Source organism: Streptomyces sp. NPDC111520 (assembly GCF_055635295.1).
Map to the genome: position 1 here is coordinate 21,725 of NZ_JBVKBW010000004.1, position 25,255 is coordinate 46,979.

Annotated in this window: 26 protein-coding genes; 9 read left to right on the forward strand and 17 right to left on the reverse strand. The window is 73.9% G+C overall.

From position 1 onward, the window contains the following. Positions 1-28 precede the first annotated feature (28 nt). The 5 genes from ACZ7MY_RS10550 to ACZ7MY_RS10570 form a co-directional block, all read right to left on the reverse strand. Positions 29-1,255: a toll/interleukin-1 receptor domain-containing protein gene (locus tag ACZ7MY_RS10550; RefSeq protein WP_499600961.1), complete on the reverse strand. Its 1,227-nt coding sequence runs from the start codon at positions 1,253-1,255 to the stop codon at positions 29-31. Then, the gene (locus ACZ7MY_RS10555; RefSeq protein ID WP_499600962.1) at positions 1,252-4,092 is read right to left on the reverse strand and encodes a hypothetical protein; all 2,841 of its coding nucleotides are present in this window, start codon (positions 4,090-4,092) and stop codon (positions 1,252-1,254) included. The genes ACZ7MY_RS10550 and ACZ7MY_RS10555 overlap by 4 nt, the downstream gene beginning before the upstream one ends. Further along, complete coding sequence (locus ACZ7MY_RS10560) at positions 4,086-5,105, reverse strand: hypothetical protein (RefSeq protein WP_499600963.1); 1,020 nt, start codon at positions 5,103-5,105, stop codon at positions 4,086-4,088. The genes ACZ7MY_RS10555 and ACZ7MY_RS10560 overlap by 7 nt, the downstream gene beginning before the upstream one ends. After that, positions 5,102-6,007 carry an AAA family ATPase gene (locus ACZ7MY_RS10565; protein WP_499600964.1) on the reverse strand — a complete coding sequence of 302 codons (906 nt, stop codon included), beginning with the start codon at positions 6,005-6,007 and terminating at the stop codon, positions 5,102-5,104. Before ACZ7MY_RS10565 ends, ACZ7MY_RS10560 begins: the two co-directional genes overlap by 4 nt. Before the next feature lie 68 nt (positions 6,008-6,075). After that, positions 6,076-8,343, reverse strand: a complete 2,268-nt coding sequence (locus ACZ7MY_RS10570) for a large ATP-binding protein (RefSeq protein WP_499600965.1) — start codon at positions 8,341-8,343, stop codon at positions 6,076-6,078. 168 nt (positions 8,344-8,511) lie between these two features. Here ACZ7MY_RS10570 and ACZ7MY_RS10575 point away from each other — a divergent pair, with 168 nt between their 5' ends. Then, positions 8,512-9,642 carry a hypothetical protein gene (locus ACZ7MY_RS10575; RefSeq protein ID WP_499600966.1) on the forward strand — a complete coding sequence of 377 codons (1,131 nt, stop codon included), beginning with the start codon at positions 8,512-8,514 and terminating at the stop codon, positions 9,640-9,642. Here the strand turns inward: ACZ7MY_RS10575 and ACZ7MY_RS10580 are convergent. The 4 genes from ACZ7MY_RS10580 to ACZ7MY_RS10595 form a co-directional block, all read right to left on the reverse strand. Next, positions 9,635-10,516, reverse strand: coding sequence for an AAC(3) family N-acetyltransferase (locus tag ACZ7MY_RS10580; protein ID WP_499600967.1), 882 nt, complete (start codon positions 10,514-10,516; stop codon positions 9,635-9,637). The genes ACZ7MY_RS10575 and ACZ7MY_RS10580 overlap by 8 nt on opposite strands. A gap of 162 nt (positions 10,517-10,678) precedes the next feature. Then, a complete protein-coding gene (locus ACZ7MY_RS10585; protein ID WP_499600968.1) occupies positions 10,679-11,296 on the reverse strand; it encodes a superoxide dismutase in 618 nt (205 codons plus the stop codon). 228 nt (positions 11,297-11,524) lie between these two features. Continuing rightward, positions 11,525-12,469, reverse strand: a complete 945-nt coding sequence (locus ACZ7MY_RS10590) for a nickel/cobalt transporter (RefSeq protein WP_499600970.1) — start codon at positions 12,467-12,469, stop codon at positions 11,525-11,527. Further along, complete coding sequence (locus tag ACZ7MY_RS10595; RefSeq protein ID WP_499600971.1) at positions 12,466-13,266, reverse strand: hypothetical protein; 801 nt, start codon at positions 13,264-13,266, stop codon at positions 12,466-12,468. Before ACZ7MY_RS10595 ends, ACZ7MY_RS10590 begins: the two co-directional genes overlap by 4 nt. Before the next feature lie 699 nt (positions 13,267-13,965). On the opposite strand from ACZ7MY_RS10595, the gene ACZ7MY_RS10600 reads away from it, so the two are divergent. After that, complete coding sequence (locus ACZ7MY_RS10600) at positions 13,966-14,976, forward strand: hypothetical protein (protein ID WP_499600972.1); 1,011 nt, start codon at positions 13,966-13,968, stop codon at positions 14,974-14,976. After that, positions 14,963-15,169, forward strand: coding sequence for a hypothetical protein (locus ACZ7MY_RS10605; protein ID WP_499600973.1), 207 nt, complete (start codon positions 14,963-14,965; stop codon positions 15,167-15,169). The genes ACZ7MY_RS10600 and ACZ7MY_RS10605 overlap by 14 nt, the downstream gene beginning before the upstream one ends. Positions 15,170-15,230: 61 nt before the next feature. On the opposite strand, the gene ACZ7MY_RS10610 is transcribed toward ACZ7MY_RS10605, so the two are convergent. The 3 genes from ACZ7MY_RS10610 to ACZ7MY_RS10620 all read right to left on the reverse strand — a co-directional run bounded on the left by ACZ7MY_RS10610 (position 15,231) and on the right by ACZ7MY_RS10620 (position 17,964). Further along, positions 15,231-16,136, reverse strand: a complete 906-nt coding sequence (locus tag ACZ7MY_RS10610) for a metal ABC transporter permease (protein WP_499600974.1) — start codon at positions 16,134-16,136, stop codon at positions 15,231-15,233. Next, entirely contained in the window at positions 16,133-16,963 is an 831-nt protein-coding gene (locus ACZ7MY_RS10615; protein WP_499601312.1) for a metal ABC transporter ATP-binding protein, read from the reverse strand. The genes ACZ7MY_RS10610 and ACZ7MY_RS10615 overlap by 4 nt, the downstream gene beginning before the upstream one ends. Positions 16,964-17,034: 71 nt before the next feature. Further along, a complete protein-coding gene (locus ACZ7MY_RS10620) occupies positions 17,035-17,964 on the reverse strand; it encodes a metal ABC transporter solute-binding protein, Zn/Mn family (protein ID WP_499600975.1) in 930 nt (309 codons plus the stop codon). Between the two features lie 238 nt (positions 17,965-18,202). Between ACZ7MY_RS10620 and rpmF the strand changes: the two genes are divergently transcribed. Then, a complete protein-coding gene (gene rpmF / locus ACZ7MY_RS10625) occupies positions 18,203-18,373 on the forward strand; it encodes a 50S ribosomal protein L32 (protein ID WP_499600976.1) in 171 nt (56 codons plus the stop codon). Between the two features lie 5 nt (positions 18,374-18,378). Further along, positions 18,379-19,566: a GTP-binding protein gene (locus ACZ7MY_RS10630; protein WP_499600977.1), complete on the forward strand. Its 1,188-nt coding sequence runs from the start codon at positions 18,379-18,381 to the stop codon at positions 19,564-19,566. 122 nt (positions 19,567-19,688) lie between these two features. On the opposite strand, the gene ACZ7MY_RS10635 is transcribed toward ACZ7MY_RS10630, so the two are convergent. Continuing rightward, complete coding sequence (locus ACZ7MY_RS10635; protein WP_499600978.1) at positions 19,689-20,117, reverse strand: Fur family transcriptional regulator; 429 nt, start codon at positions 20,115-20,117, stop codon at positions 19,689-19,691. A gap of 388 nt (positions 20,118-20,505) precedes the next feature. Here ACZ7MY_RS10635 and ACZ7MY_RS10640 point away from each other — a divergent pair, with 388 nt between their 5' ends. Next, complete coding sequence (locus tag ACZ7MY_RS10640; protein ID WP_499600979.1) at positions 20,506-20,808, forward strand: hypothetical protein; 303 nt, start codon at positions 20,506-20,508, stop codon at positions 20,806-20,808. Positions 20,809-20,898: 90 nt separating this feature from the next. Then, the gene (locus ACZ7MY_RS10645; protein WP_499601313.1) at positions 20,899-21,234 is read left to right on the forward strand and encodes an SCO5389 family protein; all 336 of its coding nucleotides are present in this window, start codon (positions 20,899-20,901) and stop codon (positions 21,232-21,234) included. Between the two features lie 112 nt (positions 21,235-21,346). On the opposite strand, the gene ACZ7MY_RS10650 is transcribed toward ACZ7MY_RS10645, so the two are convergent. Then, positions 21,347-21,589: a hypothetical protein gene (locus ACZ7MY_RS10650; RefSeq protein ID WP_499600980.1), complete on the reverse strand. Its 243-nt coding sequence runs from the start codon at positions 21,587-21,589 to the stop codon at positions 21,347-21,349. Between the two features lie 97 nt (positions 21,590-21,686). After that, complete coding sequence (locus ACZ7MY_RS10655) at positions 21,687-22,226, reverse strand: universal stress protein (protein ID WP_499600981.1); 540 nt, start codon at positions 22,224-22,226, stop codon at positions 21,687-21,689. A gap of 155 nt (positions 22,227-22,381) precedes the next feature. Here ACZ7MY_RS10655 and ACZ7MY_RS10660 point away from each other — a divergent pair, with 155 nt between their 5' ends. Then, positions 22,382-23,260, forward strand: a complete 879-nt coding sequence (locus ACZ7MY_RS10660) for a LysR family transcriptional regulator (protein ID WP_499600982.1) — start codon at positions 22,382-22,384, stop codon at positions 23,258-23,260. Positions 23,261-23,290: 30 nt separating this feature from the next. Here ACZ7MY_RS10660 and ssuE read toward each other — a convergent pair whose 3' ends face one another. Together ssuE and ACZ7MY_RS10670 are read right to left on the reverse strand one after the other, a co-directional pair. After that, positions 23,291-23,848: an NADPH-dependent FMN reductase gene (gene ssuE / locus ACZ7MY_RS10665; protein ID WP_499600983.1), complete on the reverse strand. Its 558-nt coding sequence runs from the start codon at positions 23,846-23,848 to the stop codon at positions 23,291-23,293. Between the two features lie 56 nt (positions 23,849-23,904). Then, on the reverse strand, positions 23,905-24,039 hold the full coding sequence (locus ACZ7MY_RS10670) for a hypothetical protein (RefSeq protein ID WP_499600984.1): 135 nt from the start codon (positions 24,037-24,039) through the stop codon (positions 23,905-23,907). 653 nt (positions 24,040-24,692) lie between these two features. On the opposite strand from ACZ7MY_RS10670, the gene ACZ7MY_RS10675 reads away from it, so the two are divergent. Continuing rightward, entirely contained in the window at positions 24,693-25,199 is a 507-nt protein-coding gene (locus tag ACZ7MY_RS10675; protein ID WP_499600985.1) for a cupin domain-containing protein, read from the forward strand. Positions 25,200-25,255: the final 56 nt, after the last annotated feature.

The following is a 25,255-nucleotide window of genomic DNA, read 5'->3' on the forward strand; positions in this document are numbered from 1 at the left end:
GCCCCCGATCGCCGGGGGCGGCCCGGCGTCAGTTGCGGCCCGCGTACCGGCGCACGAAGGTGCGGATCGTGCGGTTCATCTCGTCCTCGTGCGGGCGGGGCAGCCCCTGCAGCCGGGGCAGCGGATCGGGCACGGTGCCGACGAGGTCGCCTTCGACCACGAAGAGGAACAGGACACCCGCCGGGAACTCCTCGCCGAGCCGCGCCATCAGGTCGGGGTCCGGCGGATGCGGCACGATCACCACCACCGGGCCGAAGTCGTGCTCGTGCTGGAGCAGGGTCTCCAGGTCGTGGACGTCCACCTCGGCCAGGTGGTCGCGGACACCGTCGACGAGGCTCTCCGCGACGCCGGACCCCGCGTCGATGGGCACCACGAAGTGGTCCCAGGCCACGGGCTGCCCGCTGGCGCGGTGGACGAAGCGCCGCGCGGTCTCGGTGGAGTGCGCGGGCAGCACCGCGGCGCGCGGCGCGGCCGGGGCCGTGAGCACCTCGTTGATGCGCCGGGAGTCGGAGGCCGGGACCCGGGCGTGGGTGACGCTGAGTTCGATCACCTCGCGCGATCCGGAACTCGCCTGCAGCGGCAGGAGTTCGGTGAGGGCCGCGCGCAGCGGGTCGTCCTGGGGTTCGCTGCGGCGCTCGGTGAGCAGTCCCTCCGCCACGCGGTGGTGCATCAGGGGCAGCAGGATCTCCCGCGACACGCCGAGCCTGTCCCCGGCACGACTGAGCACCGGCCCGTCGACCTCGCGCAGGTGCTGCACGACCCGCTGGTGCACCCGGTCCTCGTTCACCTGGGCCTTCATCAGCTCCAGTTGCGGTGTGATGTCCCGGACGACCTCGACCAGGTCGCCGTCGGCGGGCCAGTCGATGTTCTGCCGCCGGGTGGGGCTCAGCGAACCCAGCCGGCTGGCCTCCAGGCTCTCCCGGTCGATCTCCGGGAGCAGCACGAGGATGATGGGGAAGCCGTCGTGGCGGTTGCGCAGTTCGGCCATCGCCAGTTCGTTCTGGACGTGGGGTGACTCGACGGCGTGCGGGGACGCGAGCAGCACCATGCCGTGGGCGTTGCCCATGCCGTCGGATATCGCCTCCATCCAGTCCTGGCCCGGCACCAGCGTCTCCCGGTCGATCACGATCGGCTCGCAGCCGGCGGCCTCGAGCAGGCCGATCACGGATCTCCTGGCGGGCCAGCACGTGCAGGCGCAGCCGGGGCGTTCGCTGCGGCTGAGGAAGACCAGCGGGCGTGACGTCGTCCCGATCATGCGCCCGGCCGCCATCCGGGGTCGGTGTTCTCCCACAGGATCAGCCAGTGGGTCTCGCCCGCGGCCACGGTGACCGGGTACCCGCCGGCCGACGGACGGACGGTGACCGGCCACCGCCCTCCGGCGGTTCCGGAGGTGCCCTCGTGTGCGGTGTCCGGCGACGGGTCCGGCGTGCCGAGCGTGCCGATCCCGACCAGCTCCGGTCCGTCGGGGGGCGCCGGTACGGTGACGCCGATCGCCGCGTCGGTGGCGTTGCCCACGCACAGGACGGCCTCGCTGCCGTGCCGCCGCCACAGCGCCGTCACGCCCGGCACCGGCTCGGGCAGCGCGGCGTCGACGGTGCCGTGGACCAGGGCCTGCTGGCGGGCCCTGACGGACAGCAGGACGCGCAGCGCCTCCGCCCTGGACCCCGTGGCCGTGAGTAGAGCGACGGGGACCTCGTGGCAGCCCGGGAGGGCCAGCAGGACGCCCGGGTCGGCGGCCGGCCGTTCGGGGAGTGCCCAGGCCGTTCCGGGGGCGGCCGTCCAGGACCCGGGCAGCGGGAGCGGCGCCGGACCCACCGTCAGATGCACGACGGCCCGTCCGGGCGCATCCTGCGGTACGTCGCCGTCCGAGGGCCCGGGGCCGACGGCCCCGATCAGCGCCGCGCCGGGATAGGCGTCCGTCAGATGCCGCAGGTCGTCGGGCAGACCGGCGGGCCAGGCCGGCAGGTCCTCCAGCAGCAGCGCGTCGACGCGGGCGTCGAGGAGGCGCCGCGCGTCGTCCAGCACGTCGGCGGAAGCCGCCCCCGGAGCCGGCGCGCCGAGGCCGGCGACGACACGCAGCCCGGCCTCCGCGGCCCGCTCCACGGCGAGTTCCGTGCCCCGGGGATCGGCCAGGACCGGTCCGGAGAGGCGGATGTGGCCGATGCCGTTGCGACGGGCCGCACGCAGCAGCTCCCCGGGCGGCGGGTCCGTCCCGGCGACGGGGAGCGCGACGCCGACCGACTCCCGCAGCCAGGACGGCCCCGGCGCCCGCGGGGCGGACGCGGCGGCGGAGTGGGGCAGTACGAGGTGGACCCGGCCGTCCTCGGACCGTATCTCGACCGGTCCGCCGGTTCCGGTGAGCATCAGGCGGCCCCGGCCGGCGGTGAACACCTCGCGCACCTGGAACGGCAACCGGGCACCGGGGAGCGGCGCGGCGCCGGGGTCCTCCGCGGTGCCGGGCGCGGGTCGGCGCAGCCGCAGCAGGTGCCGTCCGCCGTCCGCGGCGACCACCGCGGCGTCGTGGGCGGAGACGGCCAGCGCGGTGGCCGGCCGGGGCAGCCTGCCGAGCGGCACCGGGCCGGGCGCGTCGTCCTCCGGGCTCCGGGCCAGCCACACCCGGCCGTCGCCCGTGGCCCAGACGACGTCCCCGCTCAGCGGGTCGCCCGCGAGCGCGGTCACCGGAGACCCGCCGGTGGCGAAGGGCCGGGCGACCATGCCGTTCCCGGCCGCGGCGTGACGGACCACGACCCGGCCCTCGGCGTCCGCGACCGCGACCAGGGCCGCCGAGACCGACGTCCACAGATGGGTGACGTCCGCCGGGTGATCGAGGGTCAGCACCACGCGCCGCGGGTCGCCGTCGGCCAGCAGGTGCACCTTGCGGCCCGCCGCCACGCAGAGGACGGCCGGGCCGCTGCCGGGCCCGCCGGGGGCCGCCCAGCCCAGTGCGGTCGGCGCGGGGGACCACGGATGGGCCGTCACCTCGCCCGAGGCGTCGAGGGCCGCCCCGACGACCTGGAGCCCGGAACCGCCGGCCGCCGCCGCCCTCGGCGGCCCCGCGTCGGCGACCGCCAGCAGGTCGGGCGGCACCGGGAGGTCCGCGACCAGCACCCGTCCCGACGCGTCGACCCGGATCTCGGTGCGGCCCCCCGCGCTGACCGCGAGCGCCCCGTGCTCCCCGGCCCAGACGCAGCGCACCACGTCGCCCAGTTCCGCCCGGGCACCGTCCAGGCTGCCGTCGAGCCGGGCCGCGGCCACCACGTCCAGGGCGGCGGCGGCCCGCCTGCGGTCGTGCAGGTCCAGGTCGTGCCAGGCCGCCCCGGGGAGGGCGGCCCGCAGCCGCAGCCTGACCCGGGCGGCCCCGCTCACCTGGCACACCTGGGCGTCGCGTTCCGGCGGCCTGGTCAGCACGATGCCGCCCGGCTCGGCGCGGACCCCGATGTCGACGTCCCCGTGCACCATCCTGCGGACCGTCGTCACCTCCTCGGGGAGCAGTCCCGCCGCGGCCGGCGTCAGTTCCAGGCCGAGGCGTTCGGCGGCGGCGATGCGCAGCCGCCGCGCCGGCGCGGAGTCCCGTACGGCGTCGGGCAGCCGCGGCAGGTGACGGATCGCCCACCGGCCGGCCTCAAGGGCCTCGGGGCCACCGGCGAGCACCCGGTCGAGGAAAGGCTCCAGCTCCCGCCGGATGTCGCCCTCGGCGGGCGCCGCCTGCGCCGTGCCCGTCCACAGGAGGGTCTCGAAGGTGCGCACGGCCAAGGGCGCTTCGTGGTGGGCGCGTTCGGTGAAGCTGCGGACCGAGGCCATCAGGGCGCGGTCGCGCGTGGCGAGTTCCCGGCGCAGCACGGCGGCCACCGCGGGATCGAGCACCATGGTGAGGCCGCCCGCGGCCTCCACCAGGGGCGAGAACCACAGCTGGGCCTCCAGCCCGGCGCTGCTGCGCGGTACGAACCGCAGGCGCGCGGCACGCACGAAGTACGGTTCGGCCTGCGCCGCCAGGCTCAGCGACTGCGCCAGCCGGACGACGTCCGGCTCCTCCTGGCGCTGTTCGTGGACCAGCCTGGCCGCGGAACTCCGTCCGGCGGCCGCCGTCACCACGCGGGCCCCCGGCGGCGCAGCCGTCTGATCTGCGAGCGCGCCGACCACACCGAGGTGCGGCGGTCCAGCGGGACGAGCGCCACCATGCGGCGGACCGCGGGCGGGTAGACGTCAGGACTGAACGGGGTCAGACAGGTAACCGGGTGGCCGGCGTGCCGCAGCCGGCGGAGGAAGGCCAGCCAGTCGGCCGGAGAGGCCTGGTGGCGCGTCGCCACCGGAGGCCGCAGGTGGCCGAGGTCGGAGACGAGCAGCACGGGAGTCCCGGGCGCCGGGCGCACGGCCGGGTCCCACGCGCTGCCGGCGCCCTGCGGCAGCCGGAAGTCGAGGACCCGCAACTGGTCGGGGGCGAGCACCTGCCGGGCCAGCCGGGCCACCCACTGGTGGTCGTGGCGGAACGGCCGCATGGAGGGACTGCGGTCCAGCAGCACGTGCAGACCCGCCCGCGTGGTCGGACGGCGGCGGTACGGCAGGCGCAGGCCGCCGGTGGGCAGCCGGCCGCCCAGCCGCCGTACCAGCAGGTCGATCAGCCGGCGGTGGTCCAGCTCCCTGCCGAGCGCCTCGGTGGCCGCCACCGTGAGCATGATCGCCTGCTGGGTGCGCGGGTTCCACGGCGGTGCGAGCGGCCGCTCGGTGACCTCCGCGCGGTCGGCGAAGAGCGGCGTTTCCGGCCCCGCCGTCCCACCGTCCGTCTGTCCGGCCGCGGGCGGGGTCTCCCGGGGCGCGAAGGTGATCAGCGACCGCCCCGCGGGGGCGGTGCCTGCCGGGGCCCCGGCCGGCGGCTCCGCCACGACGGCCTCGTCGCGGGGTGACGTCCGGCCGGCGGGAGGGACCCGTGGCGCGGGCCCGGGGTCCGGCCGGGGCGGCGCCGCCGGGCCGTCCGGCTCCGGGGGCCGGGGCGCGGGCCCGGGCAGACCCATGGCCCGGACCAGGGACAGGACACCGGCGGGGTCGTGGATGCCGAGGGCGGCGGCCGCACGCACGACGTCTCCGGCGTGCACGGGACCGCGGCTCACGCGAAGGCCGTCGGCTCGTAGGTGTCCTTGACCATGGCGAACCGCGCGACGTTGCGCCACAGTTCGGAATCGGCCGTGAGCCCCATCTCGTGGCAGGCGCGCAGCGTGTCCAGGTACTCCGCGGTGCTCGCCGCCGTCAGGTGACCGGTGCCCGCGCCCTGTTCGACGAAGAGGTCGGCCACCTCGGCGCCGAGTTCCGGATCGAAGTCCGCGCCCATGTGCAGCCGCGCGACCTCCAGCAGGTGGTCGCGCCCGGGGACCCGCAGCCGCAACGGGATGCAGCGGCGGCGGAACGCGGCCGACAACTCGCGTTCCTCGTTGGTGGTGATGACGACCAGCGGCGGGCCGATCTCGGGGCGCACCGTGACCAGGCCGCGGTCCGGGCCCTCGAAGCGCAGGTTGTCCAGCGGGTCCAGCAGGGCGTTGGGGAGGTCGGGGTCCGCCTTGTCGATCTCGTCGATGAGCACCACGGCGGGGCGGTCGCGCAGTCCGGCCGGGGCCGCCTCGTCCAGCGCGGGGTCCAGCGCCTTCCACAGCGGGCCGGGCCGGTGGTACGGCTGGTCGCCGGGCGCGCCGAGCCTGCCCCGTGAGGCGTCGTTGAGCTGGCGGAACGCCTCCTCGCGCCAGAGCAGGTCCGGTGCCTCGGTGCGGGCGGTGACGACCTCGGAGTAGAAGCGGTAGCGCATGACGCGGGCCACGTTGGGCGCGAGCGTGGACTTGCCGGAACCGGGCGGGCCCAGCACCAGCAGGGGACGGCGCGTCACCAGGGCGACGTTGACGGCGAGCACCGTGTCCTCGTCGAACAGGTACACCCGGTCGTCCCGGCGTCCCGGGGACCCACCGGCGCCGGTCTCCTCGGCGGCGCCGGGCGCCTGCGGGTCGAAGACCTTGGTGTACCGCATGTGCCCCCCGAGAACGTCATGCCACCACGCGCCGTGGCGCCACTGTAACGGACCGCGTCGCAGTCGATCTACAGGCCGGGAAGGCCCTCCGGGGGCCCCGGCGGCGCGTGCACGCGCACGTCGGCCCGCCCCACGCGCGGGGCGCGGACGGTTTCGCCGCCGCCCGGCGCGCCGGCCGTCACCAGGTCGATCCTCCGCAGCCACGCCGCGTCCCGGAGGGGGCGGAGGTCGAGGGACGGGTGCCAGGGCGCGATCGTCAGGAACATCACCGGGGAGCCGCCGAGTGAGCTCAGGTCGTGCAGCCGGGGGCAGTCGGACAGCCGCAGCGAGCGGAGCGAGGCGCAGCCGCTCAGGTCGGGCACCGCGGTCATCTCCGGGTGGTCCGAGATCACCAGGCTGCGCAGTCCGGGGATGCCCGCGAGCGCGGCCCCCAGATCCCCGAGCGGCCCCCGGCACCAGACCTCCGGCGCGTCCTCCCCCCGCTCGGCCAGGCCGGCGAGTTCGCCGGCGGAGCGGACGACGAGCGGACCCGCGGACGGTCTCCCCGGTGCCGCCCCGGCCGTCAGCCGCCGGCCGGTGGCACCGTGCTCCAGCAGCCCGGGGACCTCGGGCAGCGACTTGCGGGCCGCGCTCAACTCGGCCACCAGCCGGGCGAGTCCCGAGGACCCCGTCCGTTCCACGTGACCGGCGAGGACGGCGTCGCCGGCCGGCCCGGGGTGGGCCGCCAGGTGCTCCGCCGCCAGGTACTGCCGTACGGAGTCGCCGGCGAAGGCGATCGTCGCCGCAGCCGGCGAGAACAGGATGCCCGCCTCGTCGGCCAGTTGCGACAGCAGCCGGTCGGGGGGAACCGTGCCCGTGAGGCCGGGCGTGCCCAGCCCGTACAGCGCGTCGAGCGCGGTGGCGGCCGGGAGCGGGGCGTCCCCGGCGCCGAGCGTCGCGGCCGCCAGGCCGCCGGCCGCTGCCCGCAGGACGCTGTCGCGCACCCGGGTACGTGTGTGGGCGGCCTCCCGGTCGGGGCGCCAGACGGCGGCCACCGCGGCACGCAGCAGGTCCATGCGGTCCGGTCCGCGCTCACCCGCGGCGCGTGCCGCGTGGCGGACGGCCACCGCGGCGGACGGCCAGCGCACGGCGTCCGCGAGCAGCGGGTCGTCGGCCACCGACGCGAGCGCGGGACCGCCGCCGGGGGTGACCGCCAGGGGGTCGCCCCCGGCGAGGAGGGCCTCGCGTTCCGCGCGGTCGAGGGGTTCGAGGAGCACCGGGGTGAAGACGCCGTCGATCCGGTGCCAGGGCACCGAACTGCCGTTGGCCTCCACCAGGATCACCGCGTCGGGGTAGCGCTCGGCCGTGCGCAGCAGCCACTCCCAGGCCGCGGGGCGCATGTGGACCGGGGCCCGGTCCAGGCCGTGGACGGCCAGCAGCGCCCGCCCGGCGCGCAGTTGGCGGGCGCTCCAGCCCGCGGGCTCCCGCGCGGCCAGCGAGGGGGCGGCCGCCTGGACGATCCCGTCGGGGGAGGGCAGCCCGCCGGCGTCCGCCCGCAGGGTGAACGCCACCTGGCACCCCCAGGGCGCACCGCCCGGGCCGGCCGCCACGCGGTCCGCCAGGTGCCCGAGCACCGCGCTGCGCCCGGAACCCGCCGGCCCGATCAGCAGCAACCGCCGCCCGGCGGCCGCCGGTTCCCCGGACGGGGTGTGCCGCCGGGACGGACCGTCCTGCCAGCTCAGCCGCCGGCCCAGCGGGTGCCCGCCGTTGGCGCCGGACGCGGTGCCCGTCAGCAGGCCCCGGTACAGGCCGGTGAAGCGGGCGTCGTCCGAGGCGAGGGCCGGGGGGAGTTCGGCGGGGATGTCCTCGGGGGCGGGACCGCTCCCGCCGGGGGTGCCCGTGGTGAGCCACCGCGTCAGGTTGCCGAGCACCTCGTCGAGGGCGGCCCGGTGGCGCGCCGCCTGCATCGTCATCAAGGCGAGTCCGTGGGTCCGGTACTCCGGCGGCTGTCCCGCCGTGAAGGTGTCGGCCTCGGCGACCACCGCCGGCATCCGCTGGGGCACGGGTTCCCAGAGCAGGGGCAGCACGATGCCGCTCTCCGGTGCCCCGCGGGCGCGTTCCAGGCTCGTGCGGTGGGCCAGCATCGCCCAGTCCGCGTCGGCAGGTCCCTCGCTGAAGTAGGCGGGCGAGCACAGGACGAGGACGCGGTCCGCCGTGGCCACCCCGGGGGAGCCGGGGCCGCGTGCGCCGTCCGCGGCCGTCCTGACGAAGCGGACCGGGGAACTGCCCAGCCGCCGGTCCAGGTCGTCCAGGAAACGCGCCACCCAGGCCTCGTCCCTGCCATGCAGGTAACTCACGGCGTAGGTGTACGTATTCTTCATCCCCCACCCGTCCGAACCGGTACGAACGGGCGCGGTCACGGACGCCCGCACTGCGTCATCATGGAAGAATCCGCTGACGTCTCGTCATGACCCGTTCCGCAGCAGATGTATGACTGGCTATCACTTTATATGTACGACTCATTGATGGGTGGGGTCGACCCCGCGGCGCTTTCCCGTCCCGGCCCGCGGGCGCAACCGGCCCCGGACCCCGGGCCGGCCCCCGCCCCGGCCCAGGGGCTGGGCAAACGGCAGGAGAACCTGCTCACCGGGGTCCTGCGCGGGATCCCGCTGATGGGACAGGACACCATGGTCCCGTTCGCCGAGGCCGACGTCCGTTCCTGCCTGGCGCAGTTCCGGCCCTCCGAGCACGGCGCCGCCGCCGGCCTGGTCAACCGCGTGCGCCCGTCCCTCCTCGACGCCGTCGTCGGCCGTACGGCCCGCCTCCAGGGCTACGTCCGCGGGCTGCCGGAGGGGGGTGTCGAGCCGCTCCTGGACGTGGTGAGCAAGGCGGTCTACGGGCCGCTGGCGCTGCGGGTCGTCTTCGGGGCCTCCGTACGCATGCCGCTGCGCGCGATGAGCTACGTACTGCCCGCCGTGCTCATGGCCCAACGGATCCGGGCGGTCACCGGCCGGCTGCCCTACCTGCAGGTGCTCTACGTCGGTGAACTGGGCGCGCGGATCAACGCCCTGCCCGCGCCGGTCGTCGCGGAGGAGGGCCGGCTCCTGGTCGAGCACCTGGGCCGCGTCCTCGGCCGGGGGCCGATGGCGGGCCACTACGGGCTGTTCACCGACCTCCCCCTGCCCGCGGACGAGGACCCGATCGGTGACCTCCTCACCCGGCTCCGGGAGGAGCCCCGAGCGGAGATCGCCCGGCGGCTCCACGGGAAGGGCGGCAGCCTCTCCGACCGGCAGACCCTCGAGTACGCCGCGGCCCACGTGCTGCTGCACGACCTCGGCCGGCTGCCGCTGCGAAGAGTCGGCGGCAGCACGCCCCCCGACGCCGGGGCCGCCGGCGTCATCGACCTCGGCGGCGTCCAGGAACGCCACTTCCACCGGGTCCGCGCGGTCTTCGCCCAGGCCCTCGGCCATGCCGCGCCGGGGCCCCTCGTCCTCACCCGCCACTCCGTCCCGCCCTACACGATGTCGCGCGTCGGCGACGTCGGCCTGCGCGAGTTCCTGGACGGCGTGCCGTACGACGAGGCCGCGCTCCCCGCGGCCGTACGGCACGACCTGCAACTGCTGCGCGCCGGGCGGGTGCTCGACCACCTCAGGTGACCCCGCCCCCCTCGTGCCCGCTGTCCCCGGTGCCCGTCCGGCGCGGCCGGTTCGCGGGCATCCAGCGCGCGGCGAAGTCCACGGCGTCCCGCAGGTCCAGCAGACGGCACCGGAGCCCGCTCACCGTGCCGGTGCGGGTAGTGCCCCCGGCCTCGTACGCGGCACCCAGAAGGGTGAAGTCCGAGTCGTCCAGGGCCACGTCCTCGTAGCTCCACCAGGAACGCCGCCCGCCCCTCCGGACGACGCAGCGGTAGGTGCGCCGGGGCGGGTCGGGCACCCGGTACTCGGCGAGGTGGAACGCGCTGCACACGTCGAACCCGACGCCGAGCAGCAGGACCCTCGCGCGGGCCCGGTAGAGCGCGGCCAGCGGGGACCGCTCGCCCAGATGGCAGTCGGCGCGGTGCCCCGCCGTGACGGCGCCTCCGGCCGGGCCGTACGCGACGAAGGAGGTCTGCGGATGGGCGCTGCGCACCGCGCCCTCCCGGACGCGCAGGGCCTCGGAGAGCACCCCCATCCCGGGCGCGGGCGTCGACGCCGGGTCGAAGGGCGGCATCGCGCCCCGCACGGCGGCGGCTTCCCGCGGGGTCAGCCCGGCCACCCGGGCCCGGTGGGCGGCGGAGGAGTCGGAGTTCTCGGGCGTGAAACTGGGCGCCACCAGCGTGCCCCGCGGCCCGAGGACACGCAGCAGCGCGTCGAGCATGGTGCGTGCGCGGGTGCCGCCCGCGCCGCGCAGCGAGGCGTGCACGAGGACGACGCCGCCCGGTTCGAGGCCGAGCGCCGTCAGGGACCGGGCCAGGGCCCGTGCCGTGGGGCGCGCCGGGGGTTCCGCCGGGGATTCGGCCGAGGCCGCCGCGTCGTCGGAGCCGGCCGTCATCCCGTACCCCCCTGGTCCCCGTTCGGCACGATCCCCGGTCAGTGTCCCGCCGGGACCCGCCCGCCGGGTAGGGGGCCTGCCCGGGCCGCGGGGCACGCGGGGCGTCCCGCACGGCCGGCCCCGCCCGTGGTGCGAGCGGGGGCCGGGTGCGGGCCGTGCGCGTCAGGCGCCGGACGCGGCCTTCGCCGCCTCGAAGCGGGCGACGACGTCGTTCCAGTTGACGAGGTCCCAGAGCTTGGTGACGTAGTCGGGGCGGACGTTCTTGTACTGGAGGTAGTAGGCGTGCTCCCAGGCGTCGAAGACCAGGAGCGGGGTGGTGCCCTGGCCGACGTTGCCGTGGTGGTCGTAGACCTGCTCGACGATCAGGCGCTTGCCGAGCGGTTCCCAGGCCAGGACGCCCCAGCCGGAGCCCTGGACGGAGGCGGTGGCGACGGTGAGCTGCTTCTTGAAGGCCTCGAAGCCGCCGAGGTGCTCGTCGATGGCGTCGGCCAGGGCCCCGTCGGGGCGGTCGCCGCCGTCGGGCGAGAGGTTCTGCCAGAAGATCGAGTGCAGGACGTGGCCGGAGAGGTTGAAGGCGAAGGTCTTCTCCAGGCCGACCAGACCCGTGGGGGTGATGGCGTCCTTGTCGCGGGCCTCGGCGATCTGCTCGAGGGTGTCGTTGGCGCCCTTGACGTAGGCCGCGTGGTGCTTGGCGTGGTGGAGTTCGAGGATCTCCCCGGTGATCGCCGGCTCCAGCGCGGCGTAGTCGTAAGGCATCTCCGGAAGCGCGTACGTGCCCATCAGGCACAGCCCCTTTCGAGCGGTGTGATCGGGTGAGCCGCCGTCAGCCTACGCCTGTTATTGCATATGAGTTGCAATAGCTATGATGGTGCAGCAACATGGACGCGGGCGGGGTCGGCCCGTCAGCCTTCGGAGTCGTCGCACCCGCGGTCCCGGGTGCGGTCCTTCCCGCGGGGTGATCGTCTTTCCGGCCGGCGACCCGCCGGTACCGGCCGGCCCCGTCCGTGGCTACGGCACCTTTGTGGTGCTCGAGGTCGGCACCAGATCGTCGGCACCGTCGTCCTGCAGCGTGGACGCCGCACTGAAGATGTAGAAGCACCCCGCCGTCAGCACCGCGGCACCGGCCAGGAGGGGCGTCCACTTCCGCAGCTTCGCGGTCGCCGTCCGGCCGCGGAACTGCCGTTCCACGAGCGAGAAGCCGCGGATGGTGGCGACACCGACGCCGGTGAGCGTCAGCGCCATGCCGATCCCGAACGTGATCACGATGGCCAGGGCTCCGAGGGCACGCCCCGTCAGCAGGCCGCTGACGAAGATCAGGAACGCCGACGGCGACGGCAGCAGGCCGCCGGAGAGGGCCAGCGCCGCCAGTCCCTTGCGGGACCAGGGGTTGGTCAACTGCTGCACGTGGTGGTGGGCGTGGGCGCCGTCGTCCTGTACCACCGTGCCGTGGTCGTGGCCGTGGCCGTGGTGTGCGTGCGAGTGGCCGTGTTCCTCGGCATGCCCGTGGGAGTGGCCGTGCGGGTGGGGATGAGCGTGCCCATGGTCGTGCCCGTGCCCGTGTCCGTGCCCGTGGTCATGGGAGTGGCCGCGGCCGCGCAGGTGGCGGTAGATCAGCCCCACGCCCACGATCGCGACGACCGTTCCCGCCGCGACCTGCATCCACGCGGTGGCGGTCTTGGTGCTGACCGCCGTGCTGCTGACTCCCACCCACAGGAGCGCGAGGACCAGCACCGAGAAGGTGTGCATCGTCGCGACGATGACGCCGAGACGTGCCGCGTCCTTGTAGTGCCCCCGTGTCCCGACCAGATAGGCGGCCGTGATGCTCTTGCCGTGGCCGGGGGCCACCGCGTGAGCGGCACCGACGCCGAGTGCGACGACCAGGACGACCCAGAAGAGGGACCCGCCGTCGAAGAGGGCGAGCAGGTGGTTGTCGAGACTTCCTATCCCTGTCATGCGTTGCTCCTGGAAGGGGCGCCGGTGTCGGCCGACGGCGCGTCCCGCTCGTGTGGCGTGGCCTGGGCGTGGTGAACCGAGGCGGGGGTGGCGCCGGCGGCATGTGCGGTTCTGCGGCGGCGCGACTGCCGGATGACGAACCCGCCGATGGCGAGGGCGGCGGCCAAGGTGCCGGCGGAGAAGACCGCGACCGTTCTGCGGACCCCTCCGCCGGAAGTCGTGAACCGCACGTGCGTCGTCGGCCGGGCGGAGGTGAACAGCGTCTGCTGAGGCTCGGCGGGGCCGGCGGAGGTGAGCATGGTCCGGTACGCCGGGTGGAGGTCCGTGAGCGCGCTGATGGTGACGTCCACGTCGACCACGGGCGCCGGGCAGTCGAAGGCGACCTGCGCTCCCTGGGCGAGGAAGTCCTTCATGGCCCCGACGACCGACGCCTGGCAGGGGCGGCCTGCCTGGGCGACCGCGAGGTGCTCGAGCAGGTAGTCGCGGACGACCGGCGAGCTCTGCAGCCTCTGCGCGAAGGAAAGGCTCGACGTACCTCCTCCGCCTTCCTGGCCCTTGAACACCCCGAGCGACTGGCCGAGCGCCACCCAGTCGAGCTTGTCCGTGTTCCACGCGATCACAAGGCGGGAGCCCTGGACGCCGGCCGTGGCCGTCGACGGCGGCCCGAACGGATGCGCGGAGGCGGACGGTGCCGGACCGGCGATGACGGAGCAGATCGCAAGTGCGGCCCCCACCAGCGCGGTGCGCAGCGCCGGGCGGGCCGTAGCCCTCGGGCGGCCGAGGCGGAGAAGGGACAAGGCTGCGCGTCTTTCAGTATGGCCCGCATCGGGCTGGGTTCCGGCGCGCGGTGGGGCGACGCCAGAACCGCACTCTCCACAACCAGCCGGACGTTCTCCCGACGATCACGTGGAGGTGAGATGAACGTGCGTGGCCGCGTTTCACACGGACCCCACACAGGCAGCCTGCGGCCCCACTGGGGAGAGCCGCCCCCGTGGCGGACTCCGGCCGGCCCCTCGATGACGGGGGCACGTTCCCGCGAGGCCTGCCGAAGCCGGCCACGCCGATGCAACCACGTTCACCCGGGCCGTCTTCGCTGCGCAGACCGCAGCAGACCTGGCCGTTGTTTCCCCCTGCCCGGCCTGACTTCCCCACGTGAGAATTTCGGTTTTCAATAATGTGTCGGGTCCAACCTCATATTCAGCTCAGGTGACTTGCTGTTTTCGATCAGAACAGGAGAGTGTTTGATCAAAGCGTTCAACCGTAGCCCCTCTGACCAAGGGGAAGAGATTCGGTTGACCCTTGAACGGTATTGCTGTCCGGGCTTCTCGTACGCCCTGACGCAGTGCCGATCCAGCGCGACGGGGGTAGCGCCACAGATGTGTCGCTCCTCCGTGGCGAGACGAAACACATCGGGGAGCAAGAAGTGAGTATCAGCAAGCGAGGCGCGGCTCCGGACAGCGATCGCCCGCCTGCCGAGGCAGGGCACCGCGCGGACCGTGCCCGACGCGGTCGTCCTGGTTCAGCCTGCCGACGCGACACGGCATGACCCCGGTCAGGACCCCGCCCGTATCGCGACGCTGAGGCGCGACGCGGAAGCGGCCCTGGAGTCGGTACTCGCTGAGGACCAAGGACCGTACTTCCGCGGTACGGCCGTGTCCCTGACGGAGATGGCCGCAGCCACGGCCACGCTTCGATCGCTGCCGAACCTGAAGCGAATCCAGCTGTCCCCGTCAGCCGCCCGAGCGATGAAGGACGTCGCGGTGCTGCGCGGCAGCGTTCCGGACCAGCCGGACCGGAACTCGATCATCGACGGCTACCTGGCGACCATCGCTCAGGTCCGGCTCACGGGGGCTCCTGCGGTCCTTGAGCACATGAGGCAGCCCGCCGCGTCTTCTCCGCCGGGTGACCAGGTCCGCCATCTCCTCGCCCTGTCCCTGGCAGCCGGCGACCCACCACCTGTGCGGGACGTGCTCGGTTCTGCCGACGCCGTGCTGCGCCTAGCCGGGGATCCGATGGACCGCATCACCATCGTCACTGCTGCGTCCATGGCTCTGGCGCGCGCAGGGAACCCATGCGCCGCGGTCGATCGCCACGCTGGGCGTCTGAAGACTGCCCTGGGTGACGTCGTGTCGCAGCCTTCTCGCGACAGTGACGCGGTGCGCGCCTTGCTGACTCTGCTGTGGAGCACCACGGAAGGGTGTGCGGATTTCCAGCAGACGACCCGGCCCGAGGCATCGGTCTTTCTGGCAGGCACTGCCCAGCACGCGACGCCCAGCCCGACATCGCGAGCCGTCCAGGCATGGACCGTGGCGGAACTGCGGTGCGTCACGGACCAGACGGGACGCCCGCCCCGGAGGATCACTCTGCGGTCCCTCGCGGATGCCGCCCCCGGAGAGGGCCTCGGCCTGGGCGCCTTCGCCGCCCTGCGCGTCGAGGAGTTGACCGCATCACCATGCTCACCAGGCCTGAACACCAAGCTGAGAGGACAAGCGGATGGCGACTCATGATCAGGAGAACGAGGTGCACGCGAGCCGCACGTGGCGTCGGCTGCTGGGAGGCGCTCTTCTGCTCGCCGCGGTCATCACGGTGATCTACGGCTTCGGAACCGCCCAATCCGACGGTTCGATCGGCACTGTCCTGCTTGCCGTGGCCCTTGCGGGCCTCGGCATCCACTTCGTTCGTAGCCGAGGCGGGAACTGACCTGTCGGCGCACATCGAAGTGGCGCCCGCGGACGGTTCGTCCGCGGGCGCCGCGCTCGTTCTACGTCCGACCCGGGAGCACCGCTGCGCCGGCGACTCCCGTCACGTCGGCGGTCGTCCGTATGCGTCGGGTGCGACGTGGGCCGACCAGCCGGCACGCGACGTACACGAGGAACGAGATCGTCGTCACGTAGGGGCTGATGGGGATGCTGCTGCCGAGGGCGAGGAGGATGCCGCCCTCTATGGCGACGACGGCGAACAGCACGCTGAGCAGGGGCAGGAGCACCGGAGAGGCTGTCACCCGACTCGCTGCCGCGGCGGGGGTGACGACCAGGCTGAGGACCAGGAGTGCTCCGACGACCTGTACCGACAGGGCGATCGCGATGCCCAGGATGAGCATGAAGGCCACGGACAGCCCCCTGACCGGCAGGCCGCGTGCCCGGGCGACCTGCGCGTCGGCGCTGGCGAAGGTCAGCGGACGCCAGATGGCCGCGAGGGCGATCAGCACGAGCACGGAAACGGTGAGCATCCATCCGGTCCGCGGGTCGTCGACGGCCACGATCTGACCGGTCAGCAGGCCGAACTTGTTGGCCGAACGTCCCTTGTAGAGCGCGAGGAACAAGACGCCGAGGCCGAGCCCGAACGGCATCAGGATGCCGATGACCGAGTTCCGGTCCCGGGCGCGGGTGCCCAGTACGCCGATCACCGAGGCGGCGATGAGCGATCCGGCGATGGAGCCCGCCACCACGTTCACCCCGAGCAGCAGGGCCGCCGAGGCGCCCGCGAAGGACAGTTCGCTGATCCCGTGCACGGCGAAGGGCAGGTCGCGGAGCACCACGAAGACCCCGGTGAGCCCGCCGACCAGCCCCAGGACGCCGCCCACGATGAGGGAGTTGCGCACCAGGCCGAGCAGGGCGCCGTAGTCCTGGAAGTCGAACAGATGCTGCCACGTTCCGGTCGCTGTCATGGGCGTGCTCCGTCGGTCTCGTGTGCGTCCTCGGCGTCCGCTTCCGGGTGTTCCGGGTGGTGCACGGCCTGCTGGTCGTGGGCTCCGACGACGACGATCCTGCCCCGTACGCGCAGGACGTCGACCCGGGAGCCGTACAGCGCCGACAGGGATCGCGACGTCAGCACCTCCTCCGGCGTACCGGTGCGGTGTCCCTGCGGGGCGAGGTAGAGGATCCGGTCGACGAGGTCGAGGACGGGGTTGACCTCGTGGGTCACGAACACCACGGCGGTCCCGTGGTCCCGGCGCCTGCGGTCGATGAGTTCGGTCACCGCGCGCTGGTGGTGGAGGTCCAGGGAGAGCGTGGGCTCGTCGCACAGCAGCACGCGCGGGTCGGTGGCCAGTGCCTGGCCGATGCGGACGCGCTGCCGCTCGCCGCCCGAGAGGGTGCCGAGCGGCGCGTTCGCGTACGCCGACGCTCCGACGGACTCCAGTACGGCGTCGATGCGCCGCCGTGTGGCGGCGTCGCGCCGGCGCAGTCCGAACCGGTGCCCGTCCAGGCCGTAGCCGACGAGATCGCGGGCGCGCACCATCTCGTGCGCGGGGGCGGTGCCCTGCTGCGGTACGTAGCCGATGTGCCGCGCGGCGCGCCGGGGATCGTCGCCGAGCACGCGCAGGGTGCCGTGGGAGAGCGGCCGGAGGCCCAGGAGGGCCTGGACCAAGCTGGTCTTGCCGGAGCCGTTCGGTCCCAGCACCGCCCAGAACTGCCCGGGCGCCACGTCGAGGTCGAGTCCCTCCCAGAGGGTGCGGTCCGCGCGCCGGAGACCGCCCTTCCTGATCCGGATCAGCGGCGCCGGCTCGGCGTTGGCGCCGGTGTCTCCCGTGCGGGGTCCGGGTACCTGCGCTGAGGGCTGCCGCGTCACTTGTTCAGGGCGTCGGCGAGTGCGTCGACGTTGTCGTTCATCCACGTCAGGTAGTCCTTGCCGGCGGGCAGGGTCTCGGTGACGGGCACGACGGGCACGCCGGCCGCCTCGGCGGCCGACTTGACCTTCTCCGTCTGGGCGCCGGAGGTCTGCTCGTTGTGGACGAGGGCCTCGACCTTCTTGCCGGAGAAGAGGTCCAGCGTGGTCTTGAGGACCTTGGCGGACACGTCGTCGCCCTCCTCGACGGCCTCGCTGAACTCCTCGGGTGTCCGGTTGACCAGTCCGGACGCCTCGAGCAGGTACACGGGCACCGGCTCGGTGATCGCCACTCCGTCGCCGTCGTGCGCGGACTTGAGGGCGGCCTCCTTGTCCTCCAGCGCGGTGAGGCTCTTCTTGAAGGCGGCCGCGTTCTCGGTGAAGGTGCCGGCGTTGGCGGGGTCCGCCTTGCCCAGGGCGTCGGCGATGCGGTCGGCGACCTTGCTCACCGAGGGGAAGTCGTACCAGACGTGCTCGTTGAGTTCCTCGCCCGCCGGAGCGGTCCGGCCCGAGACCTCGACGGCGTTGACGACGTCCGCGGAGGCGTTGCCGCTCCCCAGCATCCGGTCGATGAAGTCGTCGTAGCCGCCGCCGTTCTCCACCACGACCTTCGCCTTGGACAGGGCGAGTTGGTTGCGGGTGCCGGCCTCGTAGGAGTGCGGGTCCTGGTCGGGGTCGCTGATGATCGACGTGACGTCGACCCGGTCGCCGCCTATGCGCTCGACGATGTCGCCGTAGACGTTGGTGGAGGCGACGACGGTCACCTTGGGCGCGGAACCGCTGCTCTTGGCGCTCGCGGTGTCGTCGGAGGAACCCCCGCAGCCGGTCAGCAGGCTGAGCGACGCGGCACCGGCCAGCAGCACGGCAAGGCGGGAAGTGGACTGGGACATCAAGGAAGCCTCCAGGGCCTGCGAAGGGGAGTCGTTGGAGCGGGCTCACGGCCACGCCCATCGGAGCTTAGATGAAAATGAATACCACTATCGACTCGGCCGGGGCAAAATCTCTCGGGGGCTGCCGAGTCGCGGCCGGGGCCGCCGTCCCGTGCCCGGGAGTGGCGGAGGGGGGGTTTTTGGAATGGAAACCATTGTCATATAGCGTGACGCCGACCCCATCGAGGAGTGATCTGCCGTGGCCGTACCGAAGCGCAAGATGTCCCGCAGCAACACCCGTCATCGCCGGGCCCGGTGGAAGGCCTCCCCGGCCGCGTTGGTCCCCGTCGCCGTGGACGGTTCGGTGCACCGGGTCCCTCGCAGGCTCGCCAAGGCCTACGAGCGCGGTCTGCTCCGCCCGGAAGGCTGACGGGCGTGGCACACGATCGACTGCCCGTGACCGTGTTGTCGGGCTTCCTCGGCGCGGGTAAGACCACACTGCTCAACCATGTGCTGCGCAACCGCGAGGGCCTTCGTGTCGCGGTGATCGTCAACGACATGAGCGAGATCAACATCGATGCCGCACTGGTGCGCGGCGGCCAGGCGGCCCTGTCCCGCACGGAGGAGCGCCTGGTCGAGATGACCAACGGCTGCATCTGCTGCACCCTGCGGGACGACCTGCTGGAAGAAGTGGCCCGGCTGGCCGGGGAGGATCGCTTCGATTACCTGCTCATCGAGTCCAGCGGCATCTCCGAGCCGATGCCGGTGGCCGCGACCTTCGCCTTCCCGCGCGACGACGGGACGACGCTCGGCGAGCTGGCCCGGCTGGACACCATGGTCACCGTCGTCGACGCCGCGAACTTCCTGACCGAGCTCACGGGTGGGGACGGTCTCGCCGAGCGGGGACTCGACCAGTACGAGGACGACGAGCGTACGGTCAGCGACCTGCTCATGGACCAGATCGAGTTCGCGGACGTCATCGTGCTCAACAAGCTGGACCTCGTGGACGAGGAGTCCGCCGACCGGCTTCGGGCCACGCTCACGCGCCTCAACCCGGTCGCGCGCATCGTGCCGGCCCGGCACGGTCGGGTCGATGTGCGTGAGGTGCTCGGCACCGGGCGGTTCGACCTGGAACGGGCTCAGCAGGCGCCCGGGTGGGTCATGGAGCTCAACGGGGACCATGTGCCGGAGACCGAGGAGTACGGCATCTCCAGCACCGTCTTCCGCTCCGACCGCCCCTTCCATCCCGGTCGCCTGTGGGACTTCGTCAGCGAAGGCCTCGACAGCGGCGCGTTCGGGCAGGTCCTGCGTTCCAAGGGCTTCTTCCGCCTGGTCAGCAGACCGCAGGTGACGGGGCTGTGGTCACAGGCCGGTTCCGTGGCGCGGTTCGAGCCGTCCGGCGCTCCGGAGGGTGACTCGGCCCACGCCCAGGAGCTGGTGTTCATCGGAGTGGGCCTGCGTCCGGGAGCCCTGCATGCGGCGCTGTCGGCCTGTCTCGTGGCCGGCGAGGACGACGTCGTGGCGACCGACCCGTTCCCCGAGTGGTTCGTCCACGAGGTGGGCGACGCCTGTGAGCACGAGCACGAGCACGAGCACGAAGCCCGGTTGACGCAGCACCCCTAGAAGGCCGCCGGCAACGGCGGGAACGCCCCGGGCGCTCGCGGATCCGGACGACCACGTGGGCGCCGGCCGCGGGCCCCCGTCGCCGGACCCGCGGGCGTGGCCGTACCGGATGGAGCAGACGTTCATGCCCGTGCGCGGCACTGCGGGCACAGGCCGGTGAGTTCGACGGTGTGCTCGACTTCGGCGAAGCCCGAGAACGTGGCGACGGTCTTGGCCCACGCCTCCACCGCTGAGGCTTCGACCGCCGTACTGAGTCCGCAGCGACGGCACAGGATGTAGTGCCGGTGTTCGGCGGAGGGCCGGTAGCGAAAGAGCCGCTCGCCGTTGGTGTCCCGGACGATGTCGGCGCGACCGCTCTCGGCGAGGACCCTGAGGGTCCGGTAGACGGTGCTCAGCCCCACCGGGCTGCCCAGGTGGACCAGGCGGGTGTACAGGGCCTGGGCGCTGACGAAGCCGTTGCTGTCGATCAGTGCGTCCAGGACCCATTTCCGTTGAGGGGTGCGCCGGCCGCCCGGCACGGCCACCTCCCCGTCGTGAGGGGTGGTTGTCACGCCGGCCTCCGGGTCGGGGCGTCGGCGCATCGGCGGTACGTGACGGCGTGGGTGTGCTGGTCGCCGAGTGTCACAGCGGAATGGCGTCGTCGAGGAACGGCCGACGGCGGATACGTGGAGTCGCGGCAGCGATCACGATGAAGGTCTCTCTGGACGGTCGCAGGGCTGGTGGCGGCGGAGTGTCGGGTTCCTCCAGAGTAGATGATAACGAATTTCAAAACCACCTACTTCCGCGACGCGTGCGGCAGTTGTGGGCGCCCGGCGGTGCGGGTGCCGACGGGCAATGGGTATGTATCCGGCGCTACGCTGCTTATCGGTCGACGATGCTTCAGCGGTGACACGTGACCGGCGTCCCGTGAGCGTGCGAGGCGCCACGAAAGGAGTCCCGATGCAGAGCACGGACCAGCACCGTCCGCACGATCAGCACCAGCACACCCATGGCGAAGGCTGCGGCCATGTCGCCGTACCGCACGGTGACCACACCGACTACGCCCACGACGGTCACCTCCATCGCGGCCACGGCGACCACATCGACGAATGCGACGCGGCGGCGCACGTGGCCCACGAGGGGCACAGCCACCAGCACGCTGAGGGATGCGGTCATGTCGCCGTGCCGCACGGCAACCACATCGACTACGTCCACGACGGGCACCGTCACGCGGCCCACGAGGGCCACTGGGACGACCACTGACGCGGCTTCCCCGGCCGGCGGGCGCAGCCGCCCGACGCGTGGCCGGCGTTCCCGGGCTCACGGGGCGACTGCGCCGGCCACGCGGGAACGCTGCAGGACTTCGTCGACACCGTCCGCACCTCAGTGCCCTACGCCTACGACCTGATCGCCGCACTCGTGGACCAGTTGCGGGCCGGCGGCGCGGCCTTCGCTGACAACCGGACCCCTCCGCCGTCGGAGAGGGAACGTGGCCAGTTGCTGCGGGCCCTGGCGAGCGACGCGATCCGCGGAAGCCTGGAGCGGCACTTCGGGGTGACGCTGGCCTTCCAGAACTGCCACCGGGTCGCCGTCTTCCGGCCCGAGGACCAGGGCGGCGAGATCCACGCCCGCTTCACCTCGGTGCGGTCCCAGGTGCTCAACCAATCGCCGGAGTTCCGCGACTGCTGACCCCGGCCGGGGACGTGCGTGGGGGCCCGCAGAACTGCGGGCCCCCACGCACGTGCCGGCGCGGCGGCGGGATCCGCCGATCGGGGGGTCGGCGCCGGAGGGGGCCGCGCCCTCAGCGCTCCGCGGACGGGCAGCGGACGGCCGGTGCGGCCGAGGCGTACCGGGCGGCGCGGGGCGGGGGAGTCTCCTGGGCGTACGGGACGGCAGGGCCGGACCGCTGCCGGGGGAGCTGGCAGCCCCGGCACAGGGCCAGGCCGCCGGGGGCGGCGACGAGCGTTCCCCAGCCGCGGCAGGTCCGGCACTCGCGTGCCCTGCGGGGATCGGAGTGCGGAGCGGGGCCGGTCCCTCGGGTCATACGGGGGTTCCCTCCTCGGGTGCGGATGGGGGTGCGGATGGGGGTGCGGGTGCGGGTGCGGGTGCCGTACGGGTACGAGGGCCGCCGGAGTCCGGGCTCAGCGCCGGGCCTGACGGGCCCTCAGGCGGGCGTCGCGCCTGCGGCCGCGGTGCAGCAGGCGCGCCTCGCGCGGCAGCAGCCGCGGCCCGGCGACGATCAGGACGTCGCACACCGCGTGCGCGAGGACGGCCCGCTGCACGGGCCTGCGGTGCAGACCCGTCGGCGTCCGCGAGGGCCGCGCCGCGCCGACGAGCAGCAGGTCGCGGGCGCCCGACGCGACGGCGCACAACACCGCCCCCGGGCGGCCCATGACCACCCACCGCTCGATCCGTACCCCCTGCGCCGTGCCGCCCAGCGCCTCCTCCAAGGCCCTTTCCAGACGCCACGCCGCCGCCTCGGCCCAGAGGTCCGCCCACGAGGACTCGGGCCGCAGGCGGTAGAGGACCTCGCCCTCCGGCGGCTCCCACGCCATGACGGCGAGGAGGGGGCAGCCCGTGGCACGGGCCTCGCGGAGGCCGCGGCGCAGTGCCGCGAGGCTGGCCAGGGACCCGCTCGCGCCGACGACGACCCGGCCGCCGCGTCCCGCCCGGCCGGTCACGCGCCGGCCCCCGGGGCGGCGGCCGGACAGGAGCCCGGAGTCGCGTTCGGCATGGTGACGTCGCCTCTCTCGGTCGTGCGGGAGCCCTGCCAGCGTGGCCGCGCGTCATAGGATGAGGCAAATCGATGGCATTCATCCCGTGATGCGAGGTCCCGATGAACGTGACCCTGCGGCAACTGAGCGTGTTCGTCGCGATCGCGGACCACGGGGGGTTCGGCACGGCTGCCGCCGCGCTCGGCATGAGCCAGTCCTCGGTGTCCCACTCGCTCGCGTCGCTGGAGCGCGCCGTGCAGGGTGAACTGGTGCGGCGCGCCGCCCCCGTCGGGCCCACGCCCCTGGGCGACGTCCTGCTGCCGCACGCCCGGGCCACGCTCGCCGCGGCACGGGCGTTCGCCGCGGCGGCGGCCGCCCGGCACCACGCCGGAGCCGCGGGCACGATCACCCTGGCCGTGCCGCCGACCGCCGCGCACGGCCTGCTGCCCCGGCTGCTGAACCTGTGGCGCGAGCACGCCCCGCACGTCGAGGTCAGGATCTTCGAGGGCTTCGCCGAGGAGATCACGCAGTGGCTGGAGGGCGGCACGGTCGACGCGGCGGTCCTCATCGACCCCGACCCGGTGCCCCGCGGGGCCGCCCCGGTCGGGACCGACGTGCTGGAAGCCGTCATGCGCGGAGACCACCCGCTGGCCGGTGAGGACTCCATCGAACTGGCCGACCTGCTGGACGACCCGCTGCTCGCCACCACCTCCGGCGCCGAGGACCAGCTGCGGGAACTCCACGCGCTGGCCGGGGTCCCGTACCGCCCCACCCAGCACATCCGCGAACTCGGCACCCTGCTCTGCATGGTCGAGGCCGGCCTCGGCGTCGCAGTCGTCCCCTCCCTGGCCGGGAGCATGCTGCCCGGGGGCCTCACCCTCGTCCCCGTACTGCCGCGGGTGGAGAGGCGGTTGTTCCTCACCGGCCCGGCCACGCGTCCCTGGCACCCGCACGTGACCGCGATCCGCGACCTGTGCGAGGAGGCCGGCCCCGCGAGGTGACCCCGCGCGCGGCGTACGGCGGGCAGGGGCTCACCCCGTGGGCGCGAGCACGGTCGTACGGCCTCCCAACGCCGCGGAGAAGCGGTCGGTGACCTGCGTCAGGGCCTCGGCGGTGGCGGGCGCGACGGTGAGTGTGCCGTCGTCGGCGACGGTGAGGTCCCTGTCGAGCGTGAACCACCCCGGCACGATGTGGGTGGCGCCCATCGCACTCAGCACCGGGCGCAGCGCGTAGTCGATGGCCAGGACGTGGGCCGTGGTGCCACCGGTGGCCAGCGGCAGCACGGTCTTGTCGGCCAGGGCGAACTGGGGCAGCAGGTCGAGCAGCGACTTCAGCAGGCCCGAGTAGGCGGCCTTGTAGACGGGCGTGCCGATCACCACCCCGTCGGCCCGCTGGAACAAGGCCGCGGCCCCGGTGACGGCCGGGTGGTGGAGGTCGGCGCCGAGCAGGGCGTCGGCGGGCAGCGTACGCACGTCCAGGGGGACCACCTCGTGGCCCTGGAGCCGCAGCCGGTCGTCCAGGTGGCGCAGCAGCCGTGCGGTGCGGGAGGTGGCGGAGGGGCTTCCGGAGACGGACAGGATGACGGCCATGGGGACCTTCCGGGTTCGGGCGGGCGGAACGGGGGCGCGCGGGGACCTCGGCCCGGTCACGGGGCGCTGGATTCAGCCGCGACGACGGGCGTCGGCCCGTCGCGCGGCGTCTCGAGTGAGGTGACGACCTCGGCTGCCACCGGGCGGTGCCGCAGGTCGTGGTGGGCGCCACGGACGACCGAAAGCTGCATGCCATGCTGGGACTTGACGGCGTGCGGGTCGTGTCCCGGCGGGGGAGGAGCGCGGGGGCGACTCCGGCTTCGTACGCGGGGGCTCACCGCGACGCGGGCGGCAGGCGTACGGCTCGACGGCGCGGTCAGGCGCTCGTGGGCCCTGTGCGGCGGGCGGTCAGCGACAGAGGGCGCTGGAGGTGCGCCGCAGGTCCACGTAGCGGCACACCACGCCGGGGTGCGTCATGAGCATGTTGTTCATCGTGGCGAGGGCCGGGAGCGGCTGTCAATGGACACCCATGGGTGTCTCATGGACCGGAACGTGGTCCTGGCGGGACGTCAGGATCCGGCCGGTGCAGGATGCGAGGGCCACGGGCGGCCCCGCCGCCGGCTGCGGCGGCCGCGCGGCCGTGTCCACCGACGCCGGGAAGCGGGGCAGGAGCGGTCCGCACGGCGGCGACGGCCCCGCAGATCAGGGGGCGGGCAGGCCCCCGGCGGAGCCCGCGTGGCGTACTCCGCCCCGCGGGGACGCGGAGGGCCGCCTCGTGCCCGAACCCGCCCGCGTGGCCCGGGAGTTGCGGCACCGTTACCCCGCCTCGCAGTGGCGTCGTCGCAGGTGAAGGGCGATGGGCGCTTCTTGACATCCCTTTCGGGGCCGCTCTAGCGTCCCGGCCATGAGCGAGCCCCAGTCGACTCCAGGTGAAGGTTTCCACCCCCACCTCCACGACGCGCCCGGGCACGCGGCGGCGTCCCTGGGCACGCGGCTGCACCACGTCCGTGCGGACGCCCTGGACGGGGAGACGGCCCAGACCGGCGGGATGCGCCGGTTCGCCGCCGTGAGCGGACGGACCGTGGGCTCCGAGAAGCTGTGGATGGGGCAGACCCACGTCGCCCCGGCGACCGCGTCCTCCGACCACCACCACGGCGCGTCCGAGACCGCGATCTACGTGGTGAGCGGGCACCCCGAGTTCGTGTTCCTGGACGGCTCGGGCGACGGGCCCGACGAGGTGCGCCTGCGCACCTCACCCGGTGACTACGTCTTCGTCCCGCCGTACGTCCCGCACCGCGAGGAGAACCCGGACCCCGCGGAGGAGGCCGTGGTCGTCATCGCCCGCAGCACGCAGGAGGCCATCGTGGTCAACCTCCCCGGCCTGTACGCCCTTCCGGCCGGGGAGGCCTGAGCGGCCGACCCGCTGCCCCGGCCGCCGACGCCGTCCCCGCCGCGCGTACGTCCCGG

Bases quoted from the DNA above. Each gene is read 5' to 3' on its own strand.
- ACZ7MY_RS10590 (WP_499600970.1), bottom strand. From the start codon at position 12,469: ATGACAGGGATAGGAAGTCTCGACAACCACCTGCTCGCCCTCTTCGAC.
- ACZ7MY_RS10580 (WP_499600967.1), bottom strand. From the start codon at position 10,516: ATGACGGCCGGCTCCGACGACGCGGCGGCCTCGGCCGAATCCCCGGCG.
- ACZ7MY_RS10650 (WP_499600980.1), bottom strand. From the start codon at position 21,589: ATGACCCGAGGGACCGGCCCCGCTCCGCACTCCGATCCCCGCAGGGCA.
- ACZ7MY_RS10605 (WP_499600973.1), top strand. From the start codon at position 14,963: ATGGCGACTCATGATCAGGAGAACGAGGTGCACGCGAGCCGCACGTGG.
- ACZ7MY_RS10660 (WP_499600982.1), top strand. From the start codon at position 22,382: ATGAACGTGACCCTGCGGCAACTGAGCGTGTTCGTCGCGATCGCGGAC.
- ACZ7MY_RS10550 (WP_499600961.1), bottom strand. From the start codon at position 1,255: ATGATCGGGACGACGTCACGCCCGCTGGTCTTCCTCAGCCGCAGCGAA.
- ACZ7MY_RS10610 (WP_499600974.1), bottom strand. From the start codon at position 16,136: ATGACAGCGACCGGAACGTGGCAGCATCTGTTCGACTTCCAGGACTAC.
- ACZ7MY_RS10585 (WP_499600968.1), bottom strand. From the start codon at position 11,296: ATGGGCACGTACGCGCTTCCGGAGATGCCTTACGACTACGCCGCGCTG.
- ssuE (WP_499600983.1), bottom strand. From the start codon at position 23,848: ATGGCCGTCATCCTGTCCGTCTCCGGAAGCCCCTCCGCCACCTCCCGC.
- ACZ7MY_RS10575 (WP_499600966.1), top strand. From the start codon at position 8,512: ATGGGTGGGGTCGACCCCGCGGCGCTTTCCCGTCCCGGCCCGCGGGCG.
- ACZ7MY_RS10670 (WP_499600984.1), bottom strand. From the start codon at position 24,039: ATGCAGCTTTCGGTCGTCCGTGGCGCCCACCACGACCTGCGGCACCGC.
- ACZ7MY_RS10640 (WP_499600979.1), top strand. From the start codon at position 20,506: ATGCAGAGCACGGACCAGCACCGTCCGCACGATCAGCACCAGCACACC.
- ACZ7MY_RS10620 (WP_499600975.1), bottom strand. From the start codon at position 17,964: ATGTCCCAGTCCACTTCCCGCCTTGCCGTGCTGCTGGCCGGTGCCGCG.
- ACZ7MY_RS10675 (WP_499600985.1), top strand. From the start codon at position 24,693: ATGAGCGAGCCCCAGTCGACTCCAGGTGAAGGTTTCCACCCCCACCTC.
- ACZ7MY_RS10565 (WP_499600964.1), bottom strand. From the start codon at position 6,007: ATGCGGTACACCAAGGTCTTCGACCCGCAGGCGCCCGGCGCCGCCGAG.